We start from the raw sequence: 12,704 nt of genomic DNA on the forward strand, positions 1-12,704 counted from the left end.
CACGGTTAACCAGTCCTAAACGGCTGACCGATTACCCATGTCCCCGGTTAACCCATGAACCGGGGAACGCATGGTCTCGCGCACCTACACAGTGGCCTTTCAGGGCGTCCAGGCACGACTGGTCGAGGTGCAGTGCTCGGTCACCCCCGGCCTGCCTGCCTTTGGCGTCGTCGGACTGCCCGACAAGGCGGTCACCGAGGCGCGCGACCGGGTGCGCAGCGCGCTGAGCGCCATGGCCGTGGCGCTGCCGTCGAAACGCATCACCGTCAACCTCTCGCCCGCCGATCTGCCGAAGGAAGGCAGCCACTTCGACCTGCCCATCGCGCTGGCCCTGCTCGCGGCGCTCGACATCGTGCCCTCCGAAGCGGCGCAGTGCACCGTCTCGCTCGGTGAGTTGTCCCTCGACGCCTCCATCGTGCCGGTGGTCGGCGCCTTGCCCGCGGCGATGGCGGCGGCCGAGGAGGAGCGCACCCTGCTCTGCCCCGCCGCTTCCGGCCCCGAGGCGGCCTGGGTGGGCGCCGCCACCGTGATCGGCGCGGCCAGCCTCGTCGAGGTGGTGCGCCATTTCACCGGGCAGGCCCCGATTGCGCCCTCGGAACCCGGCGAGGTGATCGAGGACGGCCACTGCCCCGACCTGCGCGACGTCAAGGGACAGGAACGGGCCAAGCGCGCGCTGGAGATCGCCGCCGCCGGGCGGCATCACCTGATCATGGTCGGCACGCCCGGGTCCGGCAAATCCATGCTGGCCGCGCGCATCCCCGGCATCCTGCCGCCCCTGACCCCGGCAGAGGCGCTCGAGACCTCGATGATCCAGTCGCTCTGCGGGCTGCTCGACCAGGGCGGGATCAACCGCACGCGGCCCTTCCGCGAACCGCATCACACCGCCTCGATGGCGGCCATCGTCGGCGGCGGGCGGCGCGCCAGCCCCGGCGAGATCAGCCTCGCGCACAACGGCGTCCTGTTCATGGACGAATTCCCCGAGTTTCCCCGCACCGTGCTCGAAACCCTGCGCCAGCCCATCGAAACGGGCGAGGTCATGGTGGCCCGCGCCAATGCCCATGTGAAATATCCCTGCCGTTTCATGCTGATGGCCGCCGCCAACCCCTGCAAGTGCGGCTACCTGAGCGACCCGGCGCGCGCCTGCGCCCGGGTGCCCCAGTGCGGCACGGACTACCTCGGCCGCATCTCGGGCCCGCTGATGGACCGCTTCGATCTGAGGCTGGAGGTGCCGCCCGTCGCCTTCTCGGACCTCGACCTGCCCGCCACGGGCGAGAGTTCCGCCACGGTCCGCGCCCGGGTCGCCGGGGCGCGCGATGTGCAGGAGCGCCGCTATGGCGCCCATCCCGGCCTTCGCCAGAACGCGGATGCCGAGGGCAGCCTGCTGACCGAGGTCGCCGAACCCGATGCGGACGGGCGCGCGCTGCTGACCCGGGTGGCGGAAAAGACCGGCCTCTCGGCGCGCGGCTATCACCGGGTGCTGCGGGTGGCCCGCACCATCGCCGACCTCGACGGGTCGGAGACCGTCCGCCGCCCCCACGTGGCAGAGGCGGTCAGCTTCCGGATCATGACACTGGCGGGCTGATCAGGCCAGCTTGGCCTCGATCGCCTCCCAGATCATCGCCGCCGCGTTGATCCCGTCGAAGCGCTCCAGTTCCTGGATGCCGGTGGGCGAGGTCACGTTGATCTCGGTCAGGTAGTCACCGATCACGTCGATGCCGACAAAGACCTGGCCCTTTTCCTTCAGGAGCGGGCCGATGGTGGCGCAGATCTCGCGGTCGCGCGCGGTCAGCTCGACCTTCTCCGGCCGTCCGCCCACGTGCATGTTCGAGCGCGTCTCGCCCTCGGCCGGCACGCGGTTGATCGCCCCGATCACCTCGCCATCGACGAGGATGACCCGCTTGTCGCCCTTGGTCACCGCCGGCAGGTACTTCTGCACGATCAGCGGCTCGCGCGAGAAGCCGGTGAACAGCTCGTGCAGCGAGGACAGGTTGCGGTCGTTGGCATCCAGCCGGAACACGCCCGCCCCGCCGTTGCCGTAGAGCGGCTTGAGGATGATATCGCCATGCTTGGCCTTGAAGGCGCGGATCACCTCGATATCGCGGGCGATGGTGGTCGGCGGCGTCAGCTCCGGGAAGTTCAGCACCAGGAGCTTCTCGGGATAATTGCGGACCCAGAAGGGATCGTTCACCACCAGCGTCTGCCCCGCAAGGCGGTCCAGCAGATGGGTGGAGGTGATGTAATGCATGTCGAAGGGCGGGTCCTGGCGCAGCCAGACCACGTCGAAATCCGCGAGATCGACCATGCGCCGCGGGCCCAGCACCGCCGGATCGCCCGGCACGCGCTGCACCGTCATGTCATGACCGCGCGCCGTGATCCGCCCCTCCTCGAAGGCCAGTTGGTCGGGCCCGTAGTAGAACAGCTCGTGGCCCCGGGCCTGCGCTTCCTCGGCAATGCGGAAGGTGCTGTCGGCGTTGATGTTCACGGCCCCGATCGGGTCCATCTGAAAGGCGATCTTCATCTGCGGGTCCTCTCGTGCGCTGCGCGCAAGTCATGGCGCAGAGAAACGGCGGGCGCAATCCCGATCCGCCCCGCACACGGCATCGTTGCCCTCCGACCCGCCTGCTTCTTTGGGTCCCAAATATCCCGGGGGAGTCGCGCACGGCGCGACGGGGGCAGCGCCCCCAGCGACCTATCCCGCCCTCACCCCCGGCCCGTCAGACCTCGGCGGTCAGACCAGGCCAAAGGCGTTCTCGATGATCTCGAACCGGCCCGCGCCGTCCACCAGCGCCACGTCGAAGCGGGAGGGGGTCAGCTGACCTGCAGGTTCCCCGGCCAGGAACTGTTCGGCGCTGGCATAAACCCGGCGCATCTGGCGCAGGCTCAGCCGTTCGGCGGCGCGATGCAGGTCGCGCGACTGCTTGACCTCGACAAAGATCACCTCCTCGCCGTTGCGGGTGATCAGGTCTATCTCGCCCCCGGCGCCACGCCAGCGGCGGCGCGCGATGGTCAGGCCGCGCCGTTCATAATCCTGGGCGATGCGCTGTTCGGCCGAAAGCCCGCTCTCGTAGGCCCGCCGTCCGGAGAGGCCCCGGCGCTGCCGGGCCGAGACCTGAGCCGCATCGTCGCGTTCCAGCACCGCCTCCGCCTGCATCACTCAATCCTTCCCGAGGTTCAGCGCCATCTGGTAGACCTTCCTGCGCGGAAGATCGTGCATGCGCGCCACGATGTCGGCGGCATCGCGCAGGCTGTTGTCCTCCAGCGCCCGCCGCAAATCCTCTTCTACATCGGATTCGCTAATTTTCTCCGAACGCCCCCGGTCCACCACCAGAACGATCTCGCCCTTCGGCGGCGCCTCGGTGACGGACTGCGCGAGTTCGTCAAGCGTGCCGCGGCGGACCTCCTCGAACTTCTTGGTCAGCTCCCGGCAGAGCGCCGCGGGGCGCTCGCCGCCCAGCACCCCGGCCATATCCGCCAGCGAGGCGGCGACGCGTTTGGGCGACTCGTAGAAGACCAGCGTACCGGGCACCGCCTTCAACTCTTCCAGCCGCCCCTTCCGCGCGCCCGTGGCGTTGGGCAGGAAGCCCGCGAAGAAGAAGGCGTCGGTCGGCAGTCCGGCGAGGGTCAGCGCGGTCAGCAGGGCCGAGGGGCCCGGCGCCGTGGTCACCGGGTGACCGGCCTCGGCCACCGCCCGGCTGAGGTCGTAGCCCGGGTCGGCGATCAGCGGCATCCCGGCCTCGGAGGCATAGGCGACGGACTGACCGGCGGCCATCGCCTCGACCAGTTTCGCCCGCACGCCGGGGCCGCTGTGGTCGTGATAGGCGATCACCTGCCGACCGCCGAGGGGGATGCCGTGGATGTCCATCAGGTGACGCAGGCTGCGGGTATCCTCCGCCGCGATCAGGTCTGCCGAGGCCAGCACGTCGAGCGCGCGCAGGGTGATGTCGCGCGCGGTGCCGATCGGGGTTCCGACAAAGTGGAGACCCGGCCCCAGTTTGACCTTCTGATAATTCAACGCTGGACCCGCCCTGATTGAAGTCTATTATCCCAGACCGACTGCCACGCGGAACCATTCCGCAGGACAAGAGGGAAAAACAGTGACCATGTTTGCCGGTTTCGCCCGGGCCCGCAAGGCGGCCCATGTGCTCTTGGGGCTCTTCGCCGTCCTGTTCCTCGCCTCCTGCGACGCCGTGCCGGTGGGCAACGGCGGCCCCTCGATCGACACCTCCAAGCCGGTTCCGGTGGCGCTGCTGGTGCCGCGCGGCTCGTCCCAGTCGGGCGATGCGATCATCGCGCAGAGCCTCGAGAACGCGGCGCGGATGGCGATGGGCGACCTGCAGGGCGTGCAGATCGACCTGCGCGTCTACGACACCGCAGGCAACGCGGCCACCGCGGCGAATGTCGCCAACCAGGCAGTCGACGACGGGGCCAAGATCATCCTCGGGCCGGTCTATGCCGAATCCGCCAACGCGGTCGGGCTTGCCGTGCGCAACCGCAACGTGAACGTCCTGAGTTTCTCCAACAACCAGACCATTGCGGGCGGCAACGTCTTCATCCTGGGCGCGACCTACGCCAATACCGCGAACCGGCTGGCCTCCTATGCGGCACGCCAGGGCAAGCGCAACGTGGTGATCGTGAGCGGCAACGACCTGTCGGGCCAGACCGGCAGCGCCGCGATCCGTACCGCGCTGTCGCGCGCCGGGATCCAGACCGCCGCCACCGCGCCCTACGAGCAATCCCAGCAGGGCGTGATCAACGCCGTGCCGAGCATCCGCGACACTGTCTCCAGCTCCGGTGCCGACGCCATCTTCCTGACCGCCAACAGCGCCGGCGCGCTGCCGCTGCTGACCCAGCTGCTGCCCGAGGCCGGGGTTTCGCCGCAGTCGGTCCAGTACATCGGCCTGACCCGCTGGGACATTCCCCCGCAGACGCTGGATCTGCCGGGCGTGCAGGGCGGCTGGTTCGCGCTGCCCGATCCGAACAAGGCGGCGGCCTTCGCCAGCCGCTACCAGGCGGCCTATGCCAGCTCTCCGCATACCATCGCCGGTCTGGCCTATGACGGGATCGCCGCCATCGGTGCGCTGGTCGGGTCCGGCAACAGCAATGCGCTCAGCGGCTCGGCCCTGACGCAGGGCGCCGGTTTCCAGGGTGTCGGCGGCATCTTCCGCTTCCTTCCCGATGGCACCAGCGAGCGCGGCCTCGCCGTGGCCTCGGTTCAGAACAGACAGGTGGTTGTGATTGACCCTGCCCCGACAAGCTTTGCAGGCGCCGGTTTCTGATAGCGCGGCGGCGCCCGCAGTCGATCTGATCTGCGACGCCGACCGCATCTTCGACAGAGACGGCCTGCGCGCGCGCATCGACGCGCGGGCGGTGGAGATCCGCGACCCGGGCAAGCTGAGGAACGAGGTCGTCCGGCTGCTGCGCGAGGCCAATGCCTTAGGTCGCGAGGCCATCGCCGAAGCCTTTGCGGCGGCGCCCTTCGCCGCGCGGCCGCTGACCCGCTCCTACAGCTACCTGACCGACGGGCTGGTCACCACCGCGCTGCACGTGGCGATGACCCATCTGCATCCGCTGGCGAACCCCACCTCGGGCGAACGTATCTCGGTCATCGCCGTCGGCGGTTACGGCCGGGGCGAGATGGCGCCCTTCTCGGACGTCGACCTGCTGTTCCTGACGCCCTACAAGATCACCGCCTGGGCCGAGAGCGTCATCGAGTCGATGCTCTACATCCTCTGGGATCTGAAGCTGAAGGTCGGCCATTCGAGCCGCACCATCCGCGACTGCATCCGGCTTGGCACCTCTGACTTTACCATCCGCACCGCGCTGCTGGAGCACCGCTATCTTGCGGGGGACGAGCCGCTTGCCCAGAACCTGCATCGCCGCCTGCAGAACGACCTGTTCTCGCAAGGTACGCGGGAGTTCGTGCAGGCCAAGCTGGAGGAGCGCGAGAAGCGCCACCTGAAGCAGGGCCAGCGCTATATGGTCGAGCCCAACGTCAAGGAGGGCAAGGGCGGGCTGCGCGACCTGCAGTCGCTGTTCTGGATCGCGAAATACGTGCATCAGGTCGAGGATACCGCCGATCTGGTGAAGGTCGGGGTGTTCCGCCCCAACGAGTACGAGCGCTTTATCCGCGCCGAGGAATTCCTCTGGGCGGTGCGCGCGCACATGCATCTGGTCACCAACCGGGCGACCGAACAGCTGACCTTCGACCTGCAGGTCGATGTGGCGAGCCGGATGGGCTACGAGGACCGTGCCGGGCGCCGGGCGGTCGAAATCTTCATGCAGGAGTATTTCCGCCACGCCACCGCGGTGGGCGACCTGACCCGCATCTTCCTCAGCAAGCTGGAGGCGATGCACGTCAAGCCGGAGCCGCTGCTGGAGCGCATCTTCCGCCGCAAGCGCAAGGTGAAGCCGGAATACATGGTGATCAACAACCGCCTGGGCGTGGTGGATCCCGAGACCTTTCTGAATGACAAGCTGAACATCCTTCGGCTCTTCGAGGAAGGGCTGCGGACGGGCATGCTCATCCACCCGGACGCGATGCGGCTGGTAGCCGCCAATCTCGACCTGATCGACGACGAGATGCGCAACAACAAGGAGGCCCAGCAGATCTTCATGGGCCTGCTGCTGCGCCACGGCAACCCGGAGCGCGCCTTGAGGCGGATGAACGAACTGGGGGTCCTGTCGTCCTTCATCCCCGAGTTCGAACCCATCGTCGCCATGATGCAGTTCAACATGTATCACAGCTACACGGTGGACGAGCACATCATCCAGTGCATCCGCAACCTCGCCGAACTCGAAAAGGGCGACCTTGTCGAGAGCCTGCCGGTGGCCTCGGGCATCCTCAAGAAGGGGGTGAACCGCAAGGTCCTCTACGTCGCGCTGCTGCTGCATGACATCGCCAAGGGCCGACCGGAGGATCATTCGATCCTCGGGGCCCAGATCGCCCGCAAGGTCGCGCCGCGACTGGGCCTGAACAAGGCAGACAGCGAGACGGTGGAATGGCTGGTGCGCTATCACCTGCTGATGTCGGACATGGCGCAGAAACGCGACATCGCCGACCCGCGCACCGTGAGGGATTTTGCCAAGGCGGTGCAGACGGTCAAGCGGCTGGATCTGCTGACGGTGCTGACGGTTTGCGACATCCGTGGCGTCGGCCCCAACGTCTGGAACAACTGGAAGGCCGCCCTGCTGCGCGGCCTCTATCGCCAGACCCGTCGGGCGATGGAGAACGGCATGGAGGACCTGAACCGCGAGAACCGCGGGACGGAGGCCAAGAAGGCGCTGCGCGATGCGCTGCCCGACTGGCCCCGCTCGGTCCTCAAGACCGAGACGGGTCGGCACTACCCGCCCTACTGGCAGGGCCTGCATGTCACCGCCCACGTGGATTTCGCGGGCATGCTGCGCGAGATGGACGAGGCGAACGATCCGAACAAGATCATCATCCGCCTGTTCCCCGACGTGGACCGCGACGCGACCCGGGCCTGCATCGTCATGCACGATCATCCGGGTATCTTCGCGCGGCTTGCCGGGGCGCTGGCGCTGGTCGGGGCCAACGTCGTCGACGCGCGCAGCTACACCACCAAGGACGGCTACGTGACCGACGCCTACTGGCTGCAGGACGCCGAGGGGAAACCCTACGAGGCCGCCCGCCTGCCGCGCCTTGCGCAGATGATCGAGAAGACGCTGCGGGGCGAGGTGGTGGCGCGCGACGCACTGAAGTCGCGTGACAAGATCAAGAAGCGCGAAAAGGCCTTTGACGTTCCGACGCATATCACCTTCGACAACGAAGGCTCCGATATCTACACGATCATCGAAGTGGATACGCGCGACCGGCCCGGGCTGCTTTACGACCTTGCGCGGACGCTGTCGGCCAACAACGTCTACATCGCCAACGCGGTGATCGCGACCTTTGGCGAGCAGGTGGTCGACACCTTCTACGTGAAGGACATGTTCGGCCTGAAGTACTACTCGGAATCCAAGCAGCGTTCGCTGGAAGCCAAGTTGCGCCGTGCCATCGAGGAGGGTGCCGAGCGGGCCGACCGCTGAGAGCCGGCCTGCCGATCCCGGGCGGGGATCTTTCCTCAGCCGCGGGAAACGGCTAATCCTGTCGCCAAGAGCACGATACACGCGCCGTGAACGCGGCCACCGCAGGCAGTCATCAAGATGAAACCGATCCGTCTCATGTCCGGGTTCCTGACCGTTGGTGTCTGGACCATGCTCAGCCGCGTACTGGGCTTTGTCCGCGACGCCATGATCCTGGCCTATCTCGGCACCGGGCCGGTCTACGAGGCCTATGTCGTGGCCTTCCGCCTGCCCAACATGTTCCGCCGGTTCTTTGCCGAAGGCGCCTTTAACGTCGCCTTCGTGCCGATGTTCTCGAAGCGGCTTGAAACCAGCGACGACGCACGCCGGTTTGCCGAGGATGCGATGTCGGGGCTGACCTCGGTGCTGGTGGTGCTGACCGCGCTGGCCATGGCGACGATGCCCTGGCTGATCTATGCACTTGCCAGCGGCTTTGCCGGACAGGAGGAGTTCACGCTGGCGGTCGAGTTCGGGCGCATCTCGTTCCCCTACATCCTGTTCGTGTCTCTTGCCGCGCTGCTTTCGGGCGTGCTGAACGCCACGGGCCGCTTTGCCGCCGCCGCCGCCGCGCCGGTCCTGCTGAACGTCGTGCTGGTGGCGGCGATGATCCTTGGCGCCTGGGCCGGGGGCGATATCGCGCCCTGGCTGATCTGGTCGATCCCGGTTGCCGGGCTGGCCCAGCTGGTCATGCTGTGGTTCGCGGCGCGCAACGCGGGCTTTCCGCTGGCGCTGCGCCGTCCGCGCCTGACGCCGGAGCTGCGCAACCTGCTGCGCGTCGCGGTTCCCGCCATGCTGGCCGGGGGCGTGGTGCAGGTGAACCTGCTGGTCGGCCAGCAGGTTGCGAGCTATTTCGACCGCGCGGTGGGCTGGCTTTATGCCGCCGACCGCCTGTACCAGCTGCCGCTGGGCGTGGTGGGCATTGCCGTGGGCGTTGTCCTGCTGCCGGACCTGTCACGCCGCCTTGCGGCCAATGACGACATCGGCGGCCGCTATGCCTTCAGCCGTGCGGGCGAGGTCTCGCTCGCGCTGACCATCCCCTCGGCGGTGGCGCTGGTGGTAATCCCGCAACCGCTGGTCTCGGTGTTGTTCGAGCGGGGCCAGACGACTGCTGCGGATACCGCGGCCATCTCGATGGCGGTGGCGATCTACGGGCTGGGCCTGCCCGCCTTTGTCCTGCAAAAGATCCTGCAGCCGGTCTATTTCGCGCGCGAGGATACGCGCTCGCCATTCCGCTTCGCGGTGGTGTCGATGGTGGTGAACGCGGTGGCCGCGCTGGGGCTGGCGCCGCTGATGGGCTGGACCGCCCCGGCGCTTGCCACCACGCTGGCGGGCTGGGTCATGGTCGTGCAGCTGATGCGCGGGGCCCGGCCGCTGGGAGACGTCGCCCGGTTCGACGCGCGGTTCTGGTCGCGGCTGTGGCGCATCTGCCTTGTCTCGGCAGTGATGGGCGCCGTGCTGTGGCTGGGGGCGCTTGCGCTCGAAGAGCCGCTGCGGACCGCCTACTGGCGCTACCCGGCGCTGGCGCTGCTCGTGGTGGCCGGTATCGTCGTCTACTTCGGCCTTGGCCAGGTCATCGGCGCGGTGAAACTCTCGGAGTTCCGCCGCCCGCTGAAGGGCTGACCACCTATTCCTGCCGGATGCGGGAGACGAGGCGGGCCCAGGCGCCCGGCGCGACCACGAAGGACAGCAGGAACCCGGTGGTGAAGGCGGCGAGGTCTGCGACCCAGTCGTAGTCGAGCCCGAAGAGCAGACCGAAGAGCAGGCGGATCGCCATCAGCATGCCGATCAGGCTGAACGCCCGCGCCTGATGCGCGCCGACGGCGGCGAGGCGCTGCCACAGGAGGTAGGTGAAGGTGCCGATCAGGCCGTAGACCGGCGGGAAGGCCCCGAACAGCCAGGCCTGCTGGCTGATCACCAGACCGAAGGCCAGCGCCCCGACAATGGTCGAAACGAAGAAGACGGCGAGGAAAGCCAGCGTGCCGCAGGTCTCGGTCACCAGCTTGCCCATGGCCAGCAGCATGACCCCGGCGATCAGCGTCTGCGTGAAGGTCATGTTCACGAAGGGATAGCTGACAAGGCGGACCAGCAGCTCGGGAGGGGTCTGGCGCGTCTCCCACATCCAGCGGACCATCTCGGTCGAGAGCGAGTAGCGGTTCGCGGCCTCCTGCCGCCAGCCGATCGCCTCCGGCCCGCCGGCGAGCCCGTGGGCGCCCAGTTGGAACACCACTTCGATCCCGACGAGGATCAGGAACATGGCCGCCACGACGGGCGGCAGGGGATTGACCGGACCTTTCGGCTGGGTACTCGTCATCGCTTGCCTCTCTTGCCCGGCAGCTTGACGCCACCTGCCCTCATGGGTAAGCGAGGCAGGTCGATTTTGCCAGCCGGGAGTTGCACCAGAAATGAGTGAAACCACGTTTACACCGCGGGTTTTCTCCGGGATCCAGCCGTCGGGAGGACTGACGCTGGGCAACTATCTGGGCGCGTTGAAGCGTTTCGCCGACGCCCAGAACCAGGGGATTCAGACGATCTATTGCATGGTCGATCTGCACGCGATCACGGTCTGGCAAAATCCCGAGGACCTGAGGAACAACACGCGCGAGCTGTGTGCCGGGTTCATTGCCAGCGGCATCGACCCCGAGAAGTCGATCCTGATCAACCAGAGCCAGGTGCCCGAGCACGCCCAGTTGGCGTGGGTTTTCAACTGCGTGGCGCGGATGGGCTGGATGGGTCGGATGACCCAGTGGAAGGACAAGACCGCGGGCAAGAACGCCGAGGCGGCCTCGCTGGGGCTGTTCGCCTACCCGGCGCTGATGGCCGCCGACATCCTGATCTACCACGCCACCCACGTGCCGGTGGGCGAAGACCAGAAGCAGCACATCGAGCTGACCCGCGACATCGCGATGAAGTTCAACCATGACTATGGCGTCGACTTCTTCCCGATCACCGAGCCGGTGATCGAGGGCGCGGCCACGCGGGTGATGAGCCTGCGGGACGGCACCAAGAAGATGAGCAAGTCGGACCCGTCCGACGCCAGCCGGATCAACCTGACGGACGACGCCGACGCGATCTCGAAGAAGATCCGCAAGGCCAAGACCGACCCCGAGCCGCTGCCGTCGGACGCCAAGGGGCTGGAAGACCGCCCCGAGGCGCGCAACCTCGTCAACATCTACTCCGCGCTGTCCGAGCAGACGGTGGACCAGGTTCTGGCCGAGGTCGGCGGGATGCAGTTCGGCACCTTCAAACCGATGCTGGCGGACCTCGCGGTTGCCAAGCTGACGCCGATTTCGAGCGAGATGGCCCGGCTGGTGGCCGACCCGGCCGAGATCGACCGCATCCTTGCGCGCGGTGCCGAGCAGGCCCGCGAGATCACCGCGCCGATCCTCAAGAAGACCTACGAGATCGTCGGAATGATCGGCTGATCGCCCGCGATCAGCCCCCGAACACCTGTCTCCGGCGCCGGTCGGGCGTGGTTCGCCATCCCTTCGCCGCCGGAGAAACGCGCCTCTTGCGCCTCTCCCGGAAAAGCTGAAACGCGGACTTTCGCACCCCGGCAAGCATATTGCCTGAGGTTGCGCGGGGATCCTGCAATGTCGGATTCCGTTCAATTACCGCACACATTAACATAAACAATATCTAGGGAGATCAGGCCCGAGAATCGTCAATATTTGCCGTGGCATGGCGTATTTGTCGGGGGAGTCTCAGCGGCGTTTCGCGGGCGTAAGGGGTTGATTCGCAACCCGTGGGCGGTGTGGGGCCCCTACCTCCGAATCATCCGGAAGCAGAGCGACAAATTCGCATCAGATCTGCTAGTTCCGATGAGTGGCGCCGAATCCACACAACCCAAGGGAGAGAAATTCGGCAAGAAGATGGCACGATTGCCTCATTGTGACGGAATTGGGGCCAAATATGGCGGAATTTCTTTGTCCCGCAGTACATTCAGGTTAGTTTGGTCGTGGGATCGACATTGTAGCGTAATGCTGCAAGTCGGGTGAAAACGGTAATATGGATATGTATGATGTTTAACAAAGTGAAAGTCCTCGCACTTGCTGCAGCGATTACGCTGGCTGCACCTGTTGGCGCCATGGCTGCCCAGATCAATGGGTACCTCGGCATCACCGGCAACATCGAACTGGCTTCGGCAGTGTTCGACGAAACCGGCAGCGTCAATGTGACGAACGCTTACGTGACCGAAGCAACCGGCACGTTCTCGGACCTCGCAATCAACGACACGGTGACGATGAGCCTGCTCGACTTCGACGTGACCCCGGCAACTGTCTGGAGCGTCGGCGACTACGAGTTCACCGTGACCGCCTATACCGACTTCTATGAGAACACCATGACTGTTGGTGGCTCTGACTACACCTTCGCAGGTTTCTCGGCTGATGGTTACATCACCAAGGCCGGCGACGATGCAACCAATGCTACCATGCTGTTCTCCACTCAGTATGAGAATGGCACCAAGGTCCTGCGCGTGACCTTCTCTTCGGGCACCACCCCGGTTCCGGTTCCGGCCGCTGGCCTGATGCTGGTGACTGGTCTGGGCGGTCTGGCCGCACTGCGCCGCCGCCGCAAGGCAGCCTGATCGGTACGCCGACGACCTTTGCAGAGTTGGAAAAGAG

General features: G+C 66.5%; 10 protein-coding genes. 6 read left to right on the top strand and 4 right to left on the bottom strand.

Annotated features, from left to right (window positions below):
• Window positions 1–70: 70 nt before the first annotated feature.
• Window positions 71–1,582, top strand: coding sequence for a YifB family Mg chelatase-like AAA ATPase (locus DDT93_RS12840; protein ID WP_109466241.1), 1,512 nt, complete (start codon window positions 71–73; stop codon window positions 1,580–1,582).
• Here DDT93_RS12840 and gshB read toward each other — a convergent pair whose 3' ends face one another.
• The 3 genes from gshB to rsmI all read right to left on the bottom strand — a co-directional run bounded on the left by gshB (window position 1,583) and on the right by rsmI (window position 4,012).
• Entirely contained in the window at window positions 1,583–2,518 is a 936-nt protein-coding gene (gshB, locus tag DDT93_RS12845; RefSeq protein ID WP_109466242.1) for a glutathione synthase, read from the bottom strand.
• Window positions 2,519–2,728: 210 nt separating this feature from the next.
• A complete protein-coding gene (locus DDT93_RS12850; protein WP_109466243.1) occupies window positions 2,729–3,151 on the bottom strand; it encodes a YraN family protein in 423 nt (140 codons plus the stop codon).
• A gap of 3 nt (window positions 3,152–3,154) precedes the next feature.
• On the bottom strand, window positions 3,155–4,012 hold the full coding sequence (gene rsmI, locus DDT93_RS12855) for a 16S rRNA (cytidine(1402)-2'-O)-methyltransferase (RefSeq protein WP_109466244.1): 858 nt from the start codon (window positions 4,010–4,012) through the stop codon (window positions 3,155–3,157).
• Window positions 4,013–4,100: 88 nt separating this feature from the next.
• Between rsmI and DDT93_RS12860 the strand changes: the two genes are divergently transcribed.
• From DDT93_RS12860 to murJ, 3 genes are all read left to right on the top strand, one after another.
• Window positions 4,101–5,276 (top strand): penicillin-binding protein activator, encoded by a 1,176-nt coding sequence (locus tag DDT93_RS12860; protein ID WP_109466245.1) that lies wholly within the window; start codon window positions 4,101–4,103, stop codon window positions 5,274–5,276.
• Window positions 5,236–8,046, top strand: a complete 2,811-nt coding sequence (locus tag DDT93_RS12865; protein WP_109466246.1) for a [protein-PII] uridylyltransferase — start codon at window positions 5,236–5,238, stop codon at window positions 8,044–8,046. Before DDT93_RS12860 ends, DDT93_RS12865 begins: the two co-directional genes overlap by 41 nt.
• Window positions 8,047–8,163: 117 nt before the next feature.
• Complete coding sequence (gene murJ, locus DDT93_RS12870; RefSeq protein WP_109466247.1) at window positions 8,164–9,702, top strand: murein biosynthesis integral membrane protein MurJ; 1,539 nt, start codon at window positions 8,164–8,166, stop codon at window positions 9,700–9,702.
• A 4-nt stretch (window positions 9,703–9,706) separates the two neighbouring features.
• Here murJ and DDT93_RS12875 read toward each other — a convergent pair whose 3' ends face one another.
• Window positions 9,707–10,393, bottom strand: coding sequence for a rhomboid family intramembrane serine protease (locus DDT93_RS12875; RefSeq protein ID WP_109466248.1), 687 nt, complete (start codon window positions 10,391–10,393; stop codon window positions 9,707–9,709).
• 91 nt (window positions 10,394–10,484) lie between these two features.
• On the opposite strand from DDT93_RS12875, the gene trpS reads away from it, so the two are divergent.
• Together trpS and DDT93_RS12885 are read left to right on the top strand one after the other, a co-directional pair.
• A complete protein-coding gene (gene trpS / locus DDT93_RS12880) occupies window positions 10,485–11,504 on the top strand; it encodes a tryptophan--tRNA ligase (protein ID WP_109466249.1) in 1,020 nt (339 codons plus the stop codon).
• A 596-nt stretch (window positions 11,505–12,100) separates the two neighbouring features.
• Entirely contained in the window at window positions 12,101–12,667 is a 567-nt protein-coding gene (locus DDT93_RS12885; RefSeq protein ID WP_157960160.1) for a VPLPA-CTERM sorting domain-containing protein, read from the top strand.
• The last annotated feature ends 37 nt before the right edge of the window (window positions 12,668–12,704 follow it).

It is taken from the genome of Albibacillus kandeliae (assembly GCF_003116585.1).
GTDB classification, from domain to species: Bacteria; Pseudomonadota; Alphaproteobacteria; order Rhodobacterales; family Rhodobacteraceae; genus Albibacillus; species Albibacillus kandeliae.